We start from the raw sequence: 16,855 nt of genomic DNA, 5'->3' as shown, positions 1-16,855 counted from the left end.
AGTCCTATTAACCGGGCTCCTGCAGGAAGTGATAACTGGAAAGACAGTCGAATATATATAGCAAGCAGCAGTTTATCACTCGCCTATTTTGGACAAGATGTAGCGGACCGTCAGGAGGAGATGACATGAGACAGGAAGGGAATTTCTTTAAAGGAATGCTTTGGGCAGCAGGTTTAAGCATTCCAATATGGATGGCTGTAATCGGCTGGACGAAAATGATTCTGCATTTTTTGCAAAAATAACGCAAAAAACACAAAATTCGACAAAAATTTTCCTCTATATGAGCTAAAATAAATGGGTATAAAGCACTTATATTCAGAGAGGAAACAGCATGAAAGTATACATTGGAAGACAGCCGATCTTTGACCGGAAAGGGTTTGTAAAAGGATATGAACTCTTATACAGAAACAGCGAGCAAAATTCGTTTCCGAAAATAGACGGAAACGAAGCCACTATGCATTTAATTTTAGACAGCTTTTTAAATATGGGCTTGAAAGAATTATCTGAAGGAAGCCCTTGCTTTATTAATTTTACCGAAGATCTTTTAAAGCTTAAAATACCGGAATATTTGGATCCGCGTTCTGTTGTTATTGAAATTTTGGAAGATGTTCCGCTTACATCCGAGCTTGCATCCATATGCAATAGCCTGAAAGCGAGAGGGTATACCATTGCATTGGATGACTTTTTTATTGAACAGGATAGCATGCATCCGGAAGTGCAGAGCATTTTACATGCAGCAGATTACGTTAAAGTGGATATGCTGCATACATCCTTGAAAGAACTTTCTGTAATGATGAGGCAGCTGAGCATTTACAACCTTGCATTCATAGCGGAAAAAGTCGAGACTTTGGAGCAGTATGAGCAGGCGAAGGCACTGGGATGCGAGCTGTTTCAGGGGTATTTCTTCAGCAAGCCTGTTATACTGGCCGGCCACGATATGCCTTTAAACGTCCTGTCCTACTTTAAAATCATTCAGGAATTAAATAAAGAAGAACCAAGAATTGATCTGGTTGCAGACCTGATTGAGCAGGATCTTTCGTTATCATACAAGCTTCTGAAATTAATGAATTCGCCAGCTTTCCGCCCTCCAAATCCGATTCATTCAATCCAGCAGGCGATTGTTCTTCTGGGGCTGACAGAGATCAGAAAATGGATGTACATTATGTCGGTGAGAGGGTTTTTTAAAAAGGACGAGCCGCTCATGAATGAAGTGATCAAGCTTTCATTAATCCGTGCCAAGCTATGCGAACAGCTGGCAGTAAAAACCGGGAGAAATTCCTCCTCCTCTTATCTTCTGACAGGGATGTTTTCAATGATTGATACGCTCCTGCACAGGGAGAAGGCGGATATTTTAGTTGAACTTCCCCTTGCACCTGATATAAAGGATGCTCTTTCTGGCACAAATAATGATTTGACGAGAATCTTTAACTGGGCCCGCAGACTGGAGCTGGCGGAATTTCATCTGCCTGAAAGCGGATTATCGGAGCAAGAAGCCTATGAATCCTATATTGCATCCATTCACTGGGCGGAAGACTTGCTGTCAGGGACTGACTGGTAACGGAATCAAAGCACTTTGAAAGCCTTCAGAATTAAAGTACACTATACGAAAAGAGAGGAGAATGATCATGGAACGCATTCATATAGCAGAAGATTTATCCTTTAGCCGTATTATTCACGGATTGTGGCGTTTAGCAGACTGGAATATGAGCAAAGATGAGCGGCTGCAGCTGATTGAGCAGTGCCTGGACCTCGGCATCACAACCTTCGATCATGCAGACATTTACGGCTCTTACACGAGTGATAGTCTATTTGGCGAAGGTCTTGCTTTAAAACCATCTCTCAGGGAAAAGATGGAGATCGTAACAAAAGCAGGGATTGCCCTGATTTCGGAAAATCGTCCCGAAAACCGGATCAAGCATTATGATACAAGTAAAGAGCACATTATCGCTTCAGCGGAGCAGTCCCTGAAAAACCTTAAAACCGAATACATAGATGTGCTTCTGATTCACCGTCCTGATCCATTTATGAATCCTGAAGAAGCTGCAGAAGCCTTCACGAAGCTGAGAGAAGAAGGAAAAGTGCGTCACTTCGGTGTCTCAAATTTTAAACAGTCCCATTTTCATATGCTGCAGTCCTATCTCGACTTCCCGCTTGTAACAAATCAAATCGAACTATCTGCCTATCAGCTTGAAAATTTTGAAGACGGCACAATGGACCTATGCCAGGAAATGAGAATTCCCCCTATGGCTTGGTCTCCACTGGCAGGAGGCCAAATTTTTAAAGCGGAAGATGGGAAAGCGAAGCGTCTTGTTACAGTACTTGAACAAGTCGGAGAAAAAATAGGCGCCGGAGGAATCGATGAAGTTCTATATGCATGGCTGCTTGCACACCCTGCAAAAATCATGCCGATTGTAGGATCAGGTAAAATTGAACGGATTCATTCAGCGGTTCATTCTCTCGAATTAAAAATGGACAGGCAGCAATGGTTTGAGATCCTGCACGCTTCAATGGGGCATGAAGTCCCTTAAATAGTTGGTATACGTATAAAACAAGGGCTGCTGTAAGCGCCCTTGTTTTAATTTTGCCCAGCGATATGCCTTTTCTCCCGGTTTTTTTTACGATAGTATCCAATTCCGGTTACGAGGACAATCACAGCTAATTCAAATGTATAAGTAATCCATTCTTCCTTAAAATAAGGCTTAAGAAATGGCTCCTTTACAATCATTTTTGCGGCAGTCCAGGCTAATATGGCTGCCCCGATGACAATGATGGCCGGAAAGCGGTCGATGAATTTTAAAATTAACGTACTCCCCCAAACAACAATCGGAATGGAGATCAAAAGCCCTAGGGTAACCAGCAAGAAACTTCCATGAGCTGCACCTGCTACCGCCAAAACGTTATCAAGCCCCATTACAGCATCGGCAATAATAATGGTTCGGATGGCAGCTCCCATACTGTTTCCTGATTTTACGTCATGCTCTTTATCGTCGGTCAGCAGCCGGTAGGCGATCCAAAGAAGGATCAAACCGCCCGCTAAAAGCAGACCGGGAATCTTGAGTAAATAAACGAAGGCAAACGTGGCAATAGCCCTTATAATAATCGCTCCTGCAGTACCCCAAAGGATAACCTTCTTCCTCTGTCCTGCGGGCAGGTTTCTGGCAGCCAATCCAATTAGGATCGCATTATCCCCTGCAAGCACCAGATCAATGACTATGATGGATAAAAGGGAGGCCAAAAAATCAGCCGTAAATATCTCCATGAATTCACCTCGCTTTTAGTTTTAGCACACCCCGCCCATGTATGCTGACCGGAATTTACTAATTGCTGTTACCACCTTAATGAAGCGGTCAGATGCCCGTGATCCTTTAGGATAGTGATGTTGATCCCATCTGGAGTATAAGCTACATCAAATGGAGAAACTAACCCTGATTGACGGATTAGCCGCCGAACCTCCTTCGTATTGGAAAGCTCCGCGTTTTTTCTTATTTGAAAGGCGTACCGCGGTGAGGAAGAGATGGCTGCCAATACTTTTTGCAAATCTGCATAAAGAGAAAGGCATTCCCTTGCACTTAAGCCAAAAACATCTGTATAGGGCGAACGCAATGGACCGGACAAGCACTTCACCTCCAAATAAGCATGTATTATATGTATGTTCCTCTTTATTATATTTGTCTATTTTTATTCTCAAGCATAAGGGTGAACGTAAACACCTGCTGATAGAAGGAGGGTTTAAGCAAAAAAGAGCGAATAGTTAAATAATATGACATCTTTTAGGAGGGAATCGTTTTGCTTGAACCGAAAATCTTTGAATTGGAAAATAAGCTGGTTGTTGCCTTTGTATTCCATCATGAAGGAAATGCGGTCGAAGCAGAATTCGTATGCTCTGAAAAAAGAATTGAAGATTTACTAATCAGATACAATGGTCCGGCTGAATTAGCAGCTGTCCGTGAAAGGGCTGAATGGCATGCGCAGGAAATATTCCGGGACCAATTATTCAGTAATTTCGGTGAACCTGAGTATCCAGGCATGAAAGTCAAATCTTAATAGGTACAATAGCACGACTGATAATCCGTAAATATGAATCATATGGACTATTGAAAGGGTTGCGGTATCCCGCACTGTGAATTTCGCCTTATTTTCGGTTACAAACGGCCCGCACTCCTTTAGTATTAAAGTTAGCAAAAGGGTTAGCAAGCGAATAGAAGCCAGCCCGATTTAAAGAAGGAGTGTGGAAGCGATGACACAACACAAGATCGAAGAATTGACACAGTTTCTTCAGCAGCTGGAAAAAGAAATTCGTGAAACGAAGCAATCCTTGCAATCCATAAACAAGAGCATCGATAAATACGATAAATACGCATATGTAAAGGTCTCGTAAAGCTCTTATCAGCCAGAGCTTTTTTCTTTGTAAACAGAAGAATGGACGGATAGAAACAGAAAGCAGTTTCCTTAAAGGAAACTGCTTTTTTTCTTCTAAATTAAGGTAAAATTTTTATAAGAATGTAAAAATTTTATAATTATCTATTAAAAAAAATGCATATATAGTAATATTACTTTTAAAGGGGTGATTGCAATTAGTGACCATTTACACTTGAACTTCGACGCAGTCATAAAGGCATCCGTGCAATCGGTAACCTCAAAAGTAAAGAACGAATCAGCAAGGGATCGAATTTTGTCGTTTATCTGCACGAAGGATCAGGTTTTCTTCGGGCAGCTTGTATTTCTCCACGGAATGCTTTTTGCCAAAGAGTCTGACATCCTTCCCCATTTTGAAGAGGGACTGTATAAAATTGCGGCCGCAGTCGAGCTATATGCACTCTCATTCGATATTCTGGATGACCTTGAGGATCAGGATAATTATTCAGAGCCGTGGATGAAAATTCATCCAGGAGAAGCGATAAACCTTGCGACCATGATGTATACACTCAGCCTTCAAATGGTTGCGGAGCTGGAAAACAGTGAACCGCTGACCAGGCTGATCAGTCGTTATTCTGTCCTGGCAATGGAAGGGCAGCACGAAGATTTGACAGGATCGGCTCTTACCGAAGAAGCATGCCTGGAAATGATGAAGCGAAAGTCCGGATCGCTCCTGGCCATGGCCTCCATGACGGGCGTCATCTACTCGGGCGGAACCGAAATTCCGGAAGTGCATGAATACGCAACGCAAATCGGTCTTGCGGCGCAAGCTGAGAATGATTTCAGGGATTTATTTCACTCGCATAAAAGTGACGTGTCTGCTCAAAAAAACACCTTGGCACTTTTATATATAAAAAGGGAATTTAACGATGCATCAAAAGAACTGCTGCAGTTTTTTAGAAGCGGCAAAACGTTCGAAGAGGAATATGGCGGTATAAAGACTTACAAAGAAGTGCTCTTTAAATCAGGAGTCATTTCTTATTTAAACGTCATCAAGCAGATTGCCATCCAGAAAGCAGCCACATCAATGAACCGTCTGCCTCTAAACGCGGATCGGATTGAGATTTTAAAATCTCATTTGATAAATAATAATAAAAAGGAGCTGTAAACATGCAGGATATAGTACAATACTTATTAGATAATCCAGATGTAGTTGAGAAAGCAATGAATGGCGAAGTAAGCATTTTAGGAGTGAGCTTAGAGGAACTTCCAAGTTTAATAGAAGGATTATTTAACGCAACAAAAACTGTAGCACACTATTGGTGGTAATGTTTCGTTTCAAATAGATAAAAAAGGTGTTTTATAATGAAAAACTACTTCAGTAGAATTAACACATGGTATAAACTCACTGTAATTGTAAGTGTATTATTATGCTTGTACTTCCTTGTCTTTAATTTTCTTCATCCCTATATTGGTGCAATTGTTGATGAAAAAAAAGACGGGAAGTATATCATTTCTGATGTGGAGCCCCAAACGTGGGCTTCTTCTGTGGGTTTGAAAATTGGAGATGAAGTCCTTGTAGTTAATAATGAGAGTCCTTCTAATCATCAGCCTATCATAAGGGACCGAAAATTAGAACGGGTGCAATCTTTCACCATTGACTCAAATGGTGTAATTAGAAATTTTGAAGTAGAGGATACATTAATAAATAGTCAGTCATTCTTCATAGTAGTTCTTCCGCTAGTTCTCATGGTTCTCTGCCTATTTTGCAGTTACTTTTTATACAGGTCAAATAGAAAATTAAATTTGCTCTCGGCATTCATTTTAAATGCTTTTCTACTTAACATTGCGTTGGCTCATTTCAGCGCAGGTGTTTCAGCAAGAGCTGATGTTTTTGCACGATATGCAAATATAGTTTTCTTTTTATTGACTCCAGTCCTTTACCTTCATTTCATCTATCAATACTTTAAAGAATATGGCAGACTTTTATTCAGTAAGTGGTTCTTGGTGTTTGGTTACGGAATTACACTATTTAATTTAATAATCGAATTTCCTAGATATGATTATAGCTCTTACAATTTCACCAAAATTTCAAACTTAATTACATTTGGAACTCTTATTATTTTAGTTTTTGTTTTAATTATGAGAAGCTTAAAAAAAATTAGGTATACAGATCAAAAATATCTTCTGAAAGTGCTTATCGTTACTAATTTCATGGCTTTTTTTCCATTTATTTTGCTTTATTTAATTCCATTTTTAATTTTTAATAAGCATATTTTTCCGCCTACAATATTAGCAGCTTTCATCCTGCTAATTCCTTTTTCATTAGTTTATCAATTTGTAGCTACTAAGATATATGATATTGAATTTATTCTTGGAAGAGTTAGATATTATGCTCTGTTGGCTGTATTACCAACTGCAATTTGTCTTGGAGCTATTTTGTTATTGGAAGAAAGCGATACAAGCTTTTATTTAGTCAAGCTGACTATTTTCATCTATATAACAGTGATCCTAATGTTTTATTTTAAAGAAATCCTTGATTTTAGGTTTAAATTAAAACGCTTTTCTGAAAAGTATAATTATCAGGACAGCATCTTTAAGTATACAGACCAAATTAGTAAATCTGTTAACCTGGTCCAGGTTATTACACATTTAAAAAAGACAATTACTGATGTTCTTCTAGTAAGTAAAGCGTATTTTATCGAGGCAGACACTCAAGGAAACGTTTTATTACAAACCGAAGAAGAAGTTATGAATTATGTAAAGGAAATCCCCTTTACGTTATCAGAAATAGGAAAAATTAAAGAAGTTGATAAGGGGTTTTTAATAAAAATAGGAGAAACGGAAGATCGAAATTACATTCTCCTCTGTCTCTCAACCATAAATACCCCTAAGCTAACAAGAGACGAAATTTCATGGCTCAAAGCGCTCTCATTCTATACTCATGTCTCTCTCGAAAACTTCCTCAAAATTGAGGAGCTTATGAACCATCTAGAAACGGTGCAGAAGGAAGGCACCAATCCTTCCTGGCTGACAAAGCTATTCTTTTCGATAGAAGAGAAGCAGCGCTCCAACCTTGCGAAGGATTTGCATGACTCCGTTCTTCAGGACCTGATTTCTCTTAAGAGGCAGTGTGAAGTGGCGCTTGTAGAGCTGGAGGCGGCTCCCGCAGACCTAAAGAATCAGCTTGAAGATATGAATGAGAACATGACGAAGATTATTAAAACAACCAGGGAAACATGCCAGGAGCTCCGCCCGCAGCTTTTATATGATCTGGGGCTTGTTAAGGCTTTAAATAAACTGGTTACCCAGTATCAGGAATTTGCAGACTTTGAAATCCGGATGAATGCCGGCAAATTTCAGACGAATACGGATATTGATGTTCAGCTGAATTTATACCGTATTATCCAGGAGCTCCTCACGAATGCCCATAAGCACTCTCATGCAAGCAATGTGCTGATTATGCTTGTGTGCATCAAAGATAAGATTGTTCTTCACTATGAGGATGACGGAATTGGGTTTGATCAAAATGAGATTATCTATAATTCTGAAAGTATGGGCCTATCCGGTATCAGCGAGCGCGTAAAGGCTTTAAAAGGAACGCTGACCATTGAAACGTCGAAAGGTGAAGGATTTAAAGCAGTAATTGAAATATAACTTTTTTCACGAAAGACTTGGCTAATGCCAAGTCTTTTTTATACAATAAGACTAGCTTCATGGAGAGGTAGGAGGGCTATGATACATATTTTAGTAGTGGATGATCACCCGGCAGTAAGAGAAGGGACGAAAGCAATTTTAGAAAAAGATCCGGAAGTGACTGTGGATTTTATGAATCCGCCATTTACCCTTGAGGCGGTGGAGAAGCAGGACTTTTCCCCATACGATGTCGTCCTGATGGATTTGAATTTGGGAGATATTAATGGAATGGAGCTTTCCAGGGGGATCGTAGAGCAGAACTGCGGCTGTAAAATTATTTTGTATACGGGCTATGAGGTTGAGGATTATTTTGAAGAAGCCATTCGCATGGGAATCCACGGTGCCATTAATAAAGCAGAGTCTAAAGAGAAAATTCTTTCTTATATCCGTCATGCTATTAATGGAGAAATCGTCCTTCCATATGGATACCTCCAAACCCTTCTTTCGCAGCAAAAGCAGAAGCAGGACGATCAAAGTATGGATGCTGAATGCTTAAACGAACGTGAAAAATCCATTTTGCAAGAAGTGGAGAAGGGGCATACGAACCAGGAAATCGCAGATAATCTGCATCTCAGCAAGCGATCCATAGAATACAGTCTGACCTCCATATTCAATAAATTGAATGTAGGCTCCAGAACGGAGGCTGTGCTAATAGCTAAATCGGAATCGATTATTGACTAAGCTTAACGCTTTGGGATACGGCAAAAAGATTCATTTGCAGCAAAATTGAACAGATGCTCACATATATTTAGAGAAATATCTCTGAAAGAAGTGAGAGTATGCAATATGGAGGCTACATGCCAACCCTAAACGGGCAGAACCGGGACCGGAAAGAGTATTTAATGGAAGTCACAGGACAGGGGTCTGCAGAGGCAACGCCGGACACAGCACTGATCCAGCTTGGGATTGTAACAGAAGCAGAAGATGTCAAGACCGCTCAGGAAGAAAACAAGCTCAGGCTGGAGCGGGCTGTGAATGCTCTTTTCAGGCAGGGAATCAACAAAGAGGATATCCAAACGATTTCCTATAGCATTTCTCCTAAGTATTCGTTTCAGGATGGCAAGCAGACGCTTGTAGGGTACGAGGTCGTAAATTTAATTTCAGTAAAGACGGAACGGCTCGATCAAATAGGTGCAATTGTCGACACTGCTGTCAGCAATGGGGTGAACCGCGTAGACCGGGTGGTGTTTAAGCTTGAAAATGCCAAACCCTATGTGGAGGCTGCTTTGCAGGAGGCTGTCAAGCAAGCCTATGAGAAAGCGGCCGTTCTTGCCGAAAGCTACCAGGTTTCCTTGAACCGGGTGCCTGTTAGAGTCACCGAATCGTCAAGGTCGTTCGTTCCCTATGAGCGGGAAGGGCTGTCGCTGGCAGCAGCTCCGGCATCCTCTGCACAAGTTTTTCCGGGTTCTTTGACAGTTTCAGCAGAGGTCCGCGTTCATTACCGCTACAGTTAAAAACGGCCGCGCCAATAACAGAACTTTACAAAAAATAAACATATTCTCAATATTCACGTGATATTCGTCCCGTATGATGGTAATCATGTATTATGATCGAATTCATACGAGGGGGCTGAAATGAATATCCTGGCGGTTCTACCCGCGTTGCTTTTGCTGGCGGTTTATTTGGTTTTTGTGATTAAGGTGCTAAAAAATTAACGACGGATCAGCGCTCAGGCGTTAAAATATGATAGACGGGGACAAAGGGGGAACAGAAGTGGATACTGCAAATACAATGATTGAAACACTAGGGATTGAAATTAAAGAGGTTTCAGATCAAGGGGTTATTGCGGTCATGCCGGTTGACAGCAGGACGCATCAGCCGTTTGGCATTCTGCACGGAGGTGCATCAGTAGCATTAGCAGAGACTGCGGCAAGCATTGGGGCGTATCACTTTATTGATCAGGAAACAGAATTATGTGTAGGACTTGAAATCAATGCGAATCATATTCGGTCCAAACGGGATGGATTTGTAACGGCACGTGCAACCCCTTCCCATAAAGGGAAATCTACCATGGTATGGGATATCAGGATTACGGATGAGGATGACCGGCTTATTTGTATTTCAAGATGCACAATGGCAGTCATTCAGAAGAAGCAGTAAGGTCTTTGATGCTTAGCGGGTGAATGAGAGCCTGAATCAAAACAAAAACCCCTTTGCAGGGGTTTTTGTTTTTTGTATACAGGAGCATCTTAAAGTGAAAAATCCTGCTATCTGCTGATGATTTTTAACGCTTCCTTTTTGCTGAGCGGTTTTAGTTCATTTTGTGCCGTGAACTGAATGACCCATTCCGGATTCGTTTTCGAATATTCTCTAAGTGCCCAGCCAATGGCTTTTTGAAGGAAAAATTCATTTGAATCAGAAAGTCTGCAAATGATCCTTCCCAGCTTATCTGAGTCTGTTTGGTCTTTGTATTTAAGCTGGAAAAGAAGGGCTGTCCGCTTCATCCAAATCGACTCATGCTCGACCCACTGCTCTGTCACCGTACTTGAGGCTGGTTCAGAGGACAGCAAGTAGCCTGCGATATGGGAAGCCAGCAGGTCTACAGTGTCCCACCATGGCTTTGTCAGGATCAGCTTCTCCAAAAAGGTAAGGTCCCCTGAATGAAGATGCTTTTTTCTTTTAATAAGCAAATCCAGACCTGCATATGCGTATTCCCTGAAGGAAGACTGGAAAAGAATAATAACGGTTTTTTTGAGATCTTCCGGGGTTTCGGGATACCCTGATTCTTTAATAAAATCCTTTAGAATCTGTTTACGTTCAGGCGTTCTAATCCCTAGAAAATGAAATTGATTCTTCATATAGGCTTCCATGGCTTCCTGATTTTCAGGGACAGCTTCAGCCTTCAGGCGCTCCATCAGGCGGTTTGCATACTGTTCTGCATGGTCAATCCCCACTATGCCCGGCTTCCCCGTCCTTCTTTTTCCGAAGATCATTTTGGACGCTGTTTTCCCATAAAGGAACCTTAGTATTATGAGCGGCTCTCATGATTAAATGTCCGGCTACAGGAGAGGTAATAAATACGAATGCAATTCCCAGAAGCACTCTGGAATTAAAATGGCCCTGAATGAGCAGAAAGTACAAAAATACGCCAAGCAGCAAGCTGATGATGCCTAGTGTCGCCCCTTTCGAAGCGGCGTGATTCCTAGTGTAAACATCGGGGAGCCTTAAAACTCCTATGGATGCGAACAGGCAGAGAAGGGCGCCCTGTAAAATGAGATAGGCGATGATAATTTTACTGATCACGATCATTTTCGATAATTTCTCCTTTCTCAAGAAACTTCGAAAAGGCTACGGTTCCAATGAAGGCGAGAATCCCAAGCAGGAGGATGACTTCAAGGAACGCATTCGTTTTCAGGACAACTGAAATGACTGCTGTCATCCCGATCAGGTTAATGCCGATTGCGTCCAGCGCCACCACCCTGTCTGGAACGGTTGGACCCTTTACAAGCCGGTAGAAGTAGAGCAGAGTGGAGACCGCCAGAATGAGCAGTGCGAGCCTCATTGCGAGTTCAAACATGTCCATATCAGCGGCTCACCTCCTTGATTGCTTTTTCAAAGGAATCTCTGATATCTTTGCGGGCCTCTTCTGCGCTATTGATGTCCATTGCATGGATGTAGAGGATTTTGTTATCCTCTGAAACTTCCACAACAAGTGTTCCGGGTGTCAGTGTAATCAGGTTGGATAAAACAGTTATTTCCCAATCCTTCTTAAGGTCTGTCTCATAGGCGAAAATGCCCGGAGTCAGCTTTAACGTCGGAGTCAGAATGATTTTGAGCACTGAGAGATTGGATAGGACCAGCTCTTTAATAAAAATCGCAAACAGCGTAAAGACGGCCAGTACATTCCAGAAATAAAACCTTGTCGTAAAAAAGCGCCTCATCCCGAAAATCATGAGCAGTCCAAAGAGAAAACCAACTGCAAAGGTTCCAAACGTATAAGTATTCTGCAGAAACATCCATATAAACGCTATAAAGAAATTTAACAATACTTGAAAAGCCATTTGCATCACTGCTCCTTTAAAACGGCTTCAATATAGATGGACGGATCCAGCAGTGTTTCGGCTGCCTGGGTAATATATGGTGAAACAAATTCTGTCCCAAGGCCAAAAGCTGCGGAAAGAGCTACAAGGATGACAGCCGGATAGACCATTCCTTTAACGGAAGGATTTCCTTTAATCGGCTGCACCTCTCCCCAGAAACCGTTCATGAAAATTTTCATGATCGAGTAGAGGACGAGAAGACTTGAAAAGAGCACAACCAGAGCAATTGCATATTCTCCTGCTTCAAAGCCTCCCTGGATGATTTTCAGCTTGCCAATAAAGCCGCTCATTGGAGGAATGCCTGCAAGCGCTATAGCCGACAGAAAAAACATCCACCCGGCAAGCGGGTACTGTTGAATAAGGCCGCCCATTTTTCGTAAATTGGAGGTTCCTGTAATGCTGATCATAATTCCGGCCAGGAAGAACAAAGCCCCTTTAATAATCATGTCGTGGATCAGGTAGTAGATCGAACCTTCAATTCCAGCGGGTGTTGCAGCCGCTACCCCGAATAGGATGACCCCAACCGCCGCGATGATGTTGTAAATAACAATTTTTTTTACGTCCCAGTATGCGATTGCGCCAATCACCCCAAATAAGATGGTGAGAGCCGCAAGCCATCCAAGGATCTCATGCGTAAAGGCTTGTTCGTGAGTAAAAATCAGTGTGTAAATTCTTGTAATGGCATAAACGCCAACCTTTGTCAGTAGTGCACCAAACAGGGCTGTAACGGCTGCAGGAGGGGCATGGTAGGATCCCGGGAGCCAAAAATAAAGCGGAAAAATAGCCCCTTTCATTCCAAAAACGATCAGGAACAGGATGGCGATTACCGTCAGCAGTCCGGTTTGCCCGCCTTCACTGATTTTCACACTCAAGTCTGCCATGTTCAAGGTTCCTGTTACCGCGTATAAAAAAGCGACGGTTATAACAAAAAGAGCGGAAGAGAAAATGTTTACGGTGATATACTTGATCGATTCTCTCAGCTGCTTCTTCTCACCGCCAAGTACCATAAGGACATAAGAAGCCATGAGCAGGACTTCAAAGAAGACGAACAGGTTGAAAATGTCCCCTGTCAGAAACGCCCCTGTTACCCCTGCCAGCAAAAATTGGACAGCCGGGTAGTAAAAGAAATACTCGCGTTCTTTCCCGATTGTACGAAAAGAAAATAAAATGCCGGTTAATCCTATTACACTTGTTGATAAAACTAAAAGACTTGCGTACATGTCTGCGACAAACGGAATGCCGTAAGGAGGCGCCCACCCTCCAATTTCAACGGTCTGGATGCCGCTTTGGTGAACCGTGCCGACCAGGATAGCTGAGAAAATCACGGCTGTAAGAGAAAACAAGGCGCTTAACGTTCTTTGGATCCGTGGTTTTTTATTAAAGAAAATAAGTAAAATGCCTGCGATTAAAGGAATAATCAGAGGCAACATCACAAAATTGTTACTCATGGGAATCAGTTCCTCTCATTTGATCCATATCATCCGTTCCCAGCTCCTGATAGGTTCTATAGGCAAGGACAAGCATAAAAGCGGTCACCCCGAAGCTGATAACGATGGCCGTTAATATCAGTGCCTGCGGGAGGGGATCCACGTAGTTCTCTGCCTTCTCTCCAAGCAGCGGGGGAGCCCCTTCTTTAAGCCCGCCCATTGTCAGAATCAGCAGGTGGGCACCATGACTGAGAAGGGAGGTACCGACGATAATCCGCAGCAAGCTTTTAGAGAGCATCAGATAAGTGGCGGCCATGAATAAAATACCGCAAACAATTGACATTATGACTTCCATTATTCCGTCTCTCCAATCGTCTGGATTATGGTCATGGTTACACCTACTACAACTAAATAAACTCCAAGGTCAAAAAGGGTGGCAGATGCCAGCTCAACCTCGCCAAACACTGGCAAATGCACCGGACCGTGGGCCTGCTTCAAAAAAGGAAGGTCGTAAAAAAGGGCTCCAAGACCTGTCCCTAAAGCTAAAAGCAACCCGACTGCCGCCACTTTAATAAAATTAAACGGCAGGATGGAGGTAACTGTTTTTACATCATAGGCCAGCAGTAGCAGCACCACAGCGGAGGAAGTCATCAGACCCCCGACAAACCCTCCGCCCGGAGTATAATGCCCTGCAAAGAAAAGGTAAATGGAGTAGATGAAAATGATAAAAAACACAATTTTAACAACTGTTTGCAAAATATGGTCATTGGTTTTTAAATTCGTCCGTTTCACGTTTCTTCCCTCCTTGACAGCCGCAGTTTAACCATCGCGAATATGCCCAGAGCGGCAGTCAGCAGGACTGTGATCTCAAACAGCGTGTCAAAGCCCCTGAAATCAACAAGAATGACGTTTACCATGTTTTTTCCGCCTGCTTCTTTATAGCTGTTTTCAATAAAGTATCTTGAAATCGTTTCTGATACCCTCTGGCTGTTGGCAGAAAGAGCCACGAGAGTAACGACTGTACCTACCCCGAGTGAAATAAAGAAATTCGCCATTTTAAACGGCAGTCTTTCCCGCTTTTGCAGTTCCGGCAAATAATAAAAGCAAAGCAGGAACAGAGCAACAGATACGGTCTCAATTACAAGCTGGGTCAATGCGAGGTCGGGTGCCCTGAACAGGACAAAAAACAGCGACACACCATATCCAACTGACCCTAAAGCAATGATGGAGGTCAGCCTTGTTCTTGCAAACAGGATGGTGACCACACCGGCGATCAGCAAGACGGCGAGTACCAGCTCATAGACCCCAACCGGGGCATTGGCGGCAGATTGAAAAGAGAAAGCTGAGTTGGCGTACATGGCCCATCCTGTCATGAGAATGATAAAGACGAAGATGTACCCGAGATAGTCTCTTAAAAACCCGGTCATATATAGCTCCTGAACCTTTAGTGAGCCTTTGTCCAGACCGTTTATTGACTTGTCGTATGCCCGGTTAAGGGTGAGCTTTTCAGGAAACAGTCCGAATATCTTTTTCCATTTTGGAAGTGTCAGGTATAGGACAGCACCAATGGCGATAACCCCAATGGTCATAAACAGCTCTGGCTTAAAGCCGTGCCAATGGGAAATGTGAACATGGAATTTTTCTCCATCTTCAAGCAGCATTGGAGCTATAGAAGCTGCTGCCGGTTCAATGATGCTATAAGACAGCACATTCGGGAATATCCCGAACAATACAACAAGCGATGCCAGAATAACAGGGGAGACCAGCATGCCAAGTGGAGCTTCATGCGGTTTTTTCTCAAGCTTTTCAGGATTGTGCCTGCCCGTAAACGGCTTGAATACAATAATCATGCTGTAAATGAACGTAAAGACGCTTGCGACCCAAGCCAATACAGGGAATAAGACTGCCCAAGTTTCTGCTTGAAACAAATCAAACTTCAGCAAATTAATCATCGCTGTGAAAAACATTTCCTTGCTCAGGAAGCCATTGAAAGGCGGGAGTCCGGCCATGGAAAAGGCTCCGATTGCAGAGATCGTAAAGGTAATCGGCATAAAACTCATCAGACCGCCCAGCCGGCGGATATCCCTTGTTCCCGTCTCATGATCAATGATTCCTGCAGCCATAAACAGACTGCCTTTAAATGTAGCATGATTAATGAGATGAAAAATCGCTGCAATAATTGAAGCGGTAAAAAGATTGTCATCCAAGGATTCAAAATGCAGGGATGCAGAACCCGCACCGAGAAGCGTCATGATTAATCCGAGCTGGCTGACTGTTGAAAAAGCCAGAATCGCCTTTAAATCGGTTTGTTTAACTGCATTAAATGAGGCCCATGTCAGGGTAATCAAACCAACTCCTGAAACGAGCCAGAACCATTCCGGGGCCATCCCGAATACCGGTGTGAATCGTGCGGTTAAATAAAGCCCTGCTTTAACCATGGTTGCGGAATGGAGGTAAGCACTGACAGGAGTCGGTGCTTCCATTGCATCCGGCAGCCAGATGTAAAATGGAAACTGAGCCGATTTCGTAAATGCGCCAAGCAAAATAAGCAGCATGGCCGGAAGAAAGTATGAATGCTCCATAATGACTGGAGCCTGGGTCACCATTTCCCTGATGCTGAATGTATTGCTGATGAGATAGAGGAGAATAAAGCCCCCGAGCATACTCAGACCGCCAAAGACGGTAATCATCATGGATTTCATCGCCCCGTAACGGGATTTTTCACGCTTATGCCAATATCCAATCAGCAGGAACGAGGAAAGACTGGTCAGTTCCCAGAAGGTATACATGACAATCATGTTATCCGAGAGGACAATTCCGAGCATCGCTCCCATAAAAAGGAGAAGATACACATAGAATTGGTTAAGCTGTTCTTTTTCCCTGGAAAGATAATAAATGGAGTAAAGAACCACAAGAGAGCCGATACCGGTAATTAAAAGAGCGAATAAAAGTCCGAGTCCGTCCACATAAGCTGTAAATTGTATGCCTAGTGAAGGAATCCAGTCAGCAGTGGAATACGTATTATCGCCGCTGCTTACAGGGGGTATGTACTGAAAAAAATAAACAAACAATGCCAGCGGAAGGATGAGGACAAACCATCCAGTGTGAATATGTTTGTTGAACCACTTATAGATAAATGGCACGAAAAGAGCCGCGATAAATGGCAGAAGTATGGCTAAGTGCAAAAAAGACATGTTTTGCCTCCAATCTAATGGTAAACCTTCCGTTTGGCATTTGCGGTATTCCATCCTCCGCATACATGAATAGTATGAGCTTTTTGGGAAAATTTATCATTTAATTTCAAGTTCATATGAACTTATAAAATCATCATATCAA

At 42.6% G+C, this 16,855-nt stretch carries 20 protein-coding genes; 10 read left to right on the top strand and 10 right to left on the bottom strand.

Translation table 11 applies throughout. The features are described from left to right. The first annotated feature begins 331 nt into the window (after positions 1-331). Together ACQCV8_RS00685 and ACQCV8_RS00680 are read left to right on the top strand one after the other, a co-directional pair. Positions 332-1,558 carry an EAL and HDOD domain-containing protein gene (locus ACQCV8_RS00685; RefSeq protein ID WP_426842618.1) on the top strand — a complete coding sequence of 409 codons (1,227 nt, stop codon included), beginning with the start codon at positions 332-334 and terminating at the stop codon, positions 1,556-1,558. 67 nt (positions 1,559-1,625) lie between these two features. Beyond that, entirely contained in the window at positions 1,626-2,528 is a 903-nt protein-coding gene (locus ACQCV8_RS00680; protein ID WP_426842617.1) for an aldo/keto reductase, read from the top strand. A 47-nt stretch (positions 2,529-2,575) separates the two neighbouring features. Here ACQCV8_RS00680 and ACQCV8_RS00675 read toward each other — a convergent pair whose 3' ends face one another. Continuing rightward, a complete protein-coding gene (locus ACQCV8_RS00675) occupies positions 2,576-3,259 on the bottom strand; it encodes a TerC family protein (protein ID WP_426842616.1) in 684 nt (227 codons plus the stop codon). A gap of 68 nt (positions 3,260-3,327) precedes the next feature. Next, complete coding sequence (locus ACQCV8_RS00670; protein WP_426842615.1) at positions 3,328-3,615, bottom strand: hypothetical protein; 288 nt, start codon at positions 3,613-3,615, stop codon at positions 3,328-3,330. A 171-nt stretch (positions 3,616-3,786) separates the two neighbouring features. On the opposite strand from ACQCV8_RS00670, the gene ACQCV8_RS00665 reads away from it, so the two are divergent. From ACQCV8_RS00665 to ACQCV8_RS00630, 8 genes are all read left to right on the top strand, one after another. Further along, positions 3,787-4,044 carry a hypothetical protein gene (locus tag ACQCV8_RS00665; protein ID WP_426842614.1) on the top strand — a complete coding sequence of 86 codons (258 nt, stop codon included), beginning with the start codon at positions 3,787-3,789 and terminating at the stop codon, positions 4,042-4,044. A gap of 193 nt (positions 4,045-4,237) precedes the next feature. Further along, positions 4,238-4,378, top strand: a complete 141-nt coding sequence (degQ, locus tag ACQCV8_RS00660; protein ID WP_426842613.1) for a degradation enzyme regulation protein DegQ — start codon at positions 4,238-4,240, stop codon at positions 4,376-4,378. A gap of 213 nt (positions 4,379-4,591) precedes the next feature. Continuing rightward, complete coding sequence (locus ACQCV8_RS00655; RefSeq protein ID WP_426842612.1) at positions 4,592-5,524, top strand: polyprenyl synthetase family protein; 933 nt, start codon at positions 4,592-4,594, stop codon at positions 5,522-5,524. 2 nt (positions 5,525-5,526) lie between these two features. Next, positions 5,527-5,685 (top strand): competence pheromone ComX, encoded by a 159-nt coding sequence (gene comX / locus ACQCV8_RS00650; protein WP_426842611.1) that lies wholly within the window; start codon positions 5,527-5,529, stop codon positions 5,683-5,685. 36 nt (positions 5,686-5,721) lie between these two features. After that, positions 5,722-8,013: a histidine kinase gene (locus tag ACQCV8_RS00645; protein ID WP_426842610.1), complete on the top strand. Its 2,292-nt coding sequence runs from the start codon at positions 5,722-5,724 to the stop codon at positions 8,011-8,013. A 78-nt stretch (positions 8,014-8,091) separates the two neighbouring features. Beyond that, entirely contained in the window at positions 8,092-8,733 is a 642-nt protein-coding gene (locus ACQCV8_RS00640) for a response regulator transcription factor (protein WP_426842609.1), read from the top strand. A 116-nt stretch (positions 8,734-8,849) separates the two neighbouring features. Further along, positions 8,850-9,506, top strand: coding sequence for an SIMPL domain-containing protein (locus tag ACQCV8_RS00635; protein ID WP_426842608.1), 657 nt, complete (start codon positions 8,850-8,852; stop codon positions 9,504-9,506). 277 nt (positions 9,507-9,783) lie between these two features. After that, positions 9,784-10,152: a hotdog fold thioesterase gene (locus ACQCV8_RS00630; RefSeq protein ID WP_426843336.1), complete on the top strand. Its 369-nt coding sequence runs from the start codon at positions 9,784-9,786 to the stop codon at positions 10,150-10,152. A 107-nt stretch (positions 10,153-10,259) separates the two neighbouring features. Here ACQCV8_RS00630 and ACQCV8_RS00625 read toward each other — a convergent pair whose 3' ends face one another. The 8 genes from ACQCV8_RS00625 to ACQCV8_RS00590 are packed head-to-tail and all read right to left on the bottom strand — an operon-like array spanning position 10,260 to position 16,713. Further along, positions 10,260-10,946, bottom strand: a complete 687-nt coding sequence (locus ACQCV8_RS00625; RefSeq protein WP_426842607.1) for a DNA alkylation repair protein — start codon at positions 10,944-10,946, stop codon at positions 10,260-10,262. Then, positions 10,936-11,301: a monovalent cation/H(+) antiporter subunit G gene (gene mnhG / locus ACQCV8_RS00620; RefSeq protein WP_426842606.1), complete on the bottom strand. Its 366-nt coding sequence runs from the start codon at positions 11,299-11,301 to the stop codon at positions 10,936-10,938. Before mnhG ends, ACQCV8_RS00625 begins: the two co-directional genes overlap by 11 nt. After that, positions 11,285-11,569, bottom strand: coding sequence for a Na(+)/H(+) antiporter subunit F1 (locus ACQCV8_RS00615; protein WP_426843335.1), 285 nt, complete (start codon positions 11,567-11,569; stop codon positions 11,285-11,287). Before ACQCV8_RS00615 ends, mnhG begins: the two co-directional genes overlap by 17 nt. 7 nt (positions 11,570-11,576) lie before the next feature. Then, the gene (locus ACQCV8_RS00610) at positions 11,577-12,053 is read right to left on the bottom strand and encodes a Na+/H+ antiporter subunit E (RefSeq protein WP_426842605.1); all 477 of its coding nucleotides are present in this window, start codon (positions 12,051-12,053) and stop codon (positions 11,577-11,579) included. Positions 12,054-12,058: 5 nt separating this feature from the next. Next, complete coding sequence (locus ACQCV8_RS00605; RefSeq protein ID WP_426842604.1) at positions 12,059-13,540, bottom strand: Na+/H+ antiporter subunit D; 1,482 nt, start codon at positions 13,538-13,540, stop codon at positions 12,059-12,061. Then, a complete protein-coding gene (locus ACQCV8_RS00600) occupies positions 13,533-13,874 on the bottom strand; it encodes a Na(+)/H(+) antiporter subunit C (protein ID WP_426842603.1) in 342 nt (113 codons plus the stop codon). The genes ACQCV8_RS00605 and ACQCV8_RS00600 overlap by 8 nt, the downstream gene beginning before the upstream one ends. Beyond that, positions 13,874-14,311, bottom strand: a complete 438-nt coding sequence (locus ACQCV8_RS00595) for a Na(+)/H(+) antiporter subunit B (RefSeq protein ID WP_426842602.1) — start codon at positions 14,309-14,311, stop codon at positions 13,874-13,876. The genes ACQCV8_RS00600 and ACQCV8_RS00595 overlap by 1 nt, the downstream gene beginning before the upstream one ends. Beyond that, complete coding sequence (locus ACQCV8_RS00590; RefSeq protein ID WP_426842601.1) at positions 14,308-16,713, bottom strand: Na+/H+ antiporter subunit A; 2,406 nt, start codon at positions 16,711-16,713, stop codon at positions 14,308-14,310. Before ACQCV8_RS00590 ends, ACQCV8_RS00595 begins: the two co-directional genes overlap by 4 nt. Positions 16,714-16,855: the final 142 nt, after the last annotated feature.

Origin of the sequence: Metabacillus sp. 84 (assembly GCF_050107715.1) — a bacterium.
Taxonomy (GTDB): Bacteria; Bacillota; Bacilli; order Bacillales; family Bacillaceae; genus Metabacillus_B.
Note: the sequence above shows the minus strand (reverse complement) of the source record. Positions and strands in the feature narration are given on the sequence as shown.

Bases quoted from the DNA above. Each gene is read 5' to 3' on its own strand.
- ACQCV8_RS00635 (WP_426842608.1), top strand. From the start codon at position 8,850: ATGCCAACCCTAAACGGGCAGAACCGGGACCGGAAAGAGTATTTAATG.
- ACQCV8_RS00605 (WP_426842604.1), bottom strand. From the start codon at position 13,540: ATGAGTAACAATTTTGTGATGTTGCCTCTGATTATTCCTTTAATCGCA.
- ACQCV8_RS00590 (WP_426842601.1), bottom strand. From the start codon at position 16,713: ATGTCTTTTTTGCACTTAGCCATACTTCTGCCATTTATCGCGGCTCTT.
- ACQCV8_RS00630 (WP_426843336.1), top strand. From the start codon at position 9,784: ATGATTGAAACACTAGGGATTGAAATTAAAGAGGTTTCAGATCAAGGG.
- mnhG (WP_426842606.1), bottom strand. From the start codon at position 11,301: ATGATCGTGATCAGTAAAATTATCATCGCCTATCTCATTTTACAGGGC.
- ACQCV8_RS00680 (WP_426842617.1), top strand. From the start codon at position 1,626: ATGGAACGCATTCATATAGCAGAAGATTTATCCTTTAGCCGTATTATT.
- ACQCV8_RS00600 (WP_426842603.1), bottom strand. From the start codon at position 13,874: ATGGAAGTCATAATGTCAATTGTTTGCGGTATTTTATTCATGGCCGCC.
- ACQCV8_RS00610 (WP_426842605.1), bottom strand. From the start codon at position 12,053: ATGGCTTTTCAAGTATTGTTAAATTTCTTTATAGCGTTTATATGGATG.
- ACQCV8_RS00645 (WP_426842610.1), top strand. From the start codon at position 5,722: ATGAAAAACTACTTCAGTAGAATTAACACATGGTATAAACTCACTGTA.
- ACQCV8_RS00640 (WP_426842609.1), top strand. From the start codon at position 8,092: ATGATACATATTTTAGTAGTGGATGATCACCCGGCAGTAAGAGAAGGG.
- degQ (WP_426842613.1), top strand. From the start codon at position 4,238: ATGACACAACACAAGATCGAAGAATTGACACAGTTTCTTCAGCAGCTG.
- ACQCV8_RS00675 (WP_426842616.1), bottom strand. From the start codon at position 3,259: ATGGAGATATTTACGGCTGATTTTTTGGCCTCCCTTTTATCCATCATA.
- ACQCV8_RS00685 (WP_426842618.1), top strand. From the start codon at position 332: ATGAAAGTATACATTGGAAGACAGCCGATCTTTGACCGGAAAGGGTTT.
- comX (WP_426842611.1), top strand. From the start codon at position 5,527: ATGCAGGATATAGTACAATACTTATTAGATAATCCAGATGTAGTTGAG.
- ACQCV8_RS00615 (WP_426843335.1), bottom strand. From the start codon at position 11,569: ATGTTTGAACTCGCAATGAGGCTCGCACTGCTCATTCTGGCGGTCTCC.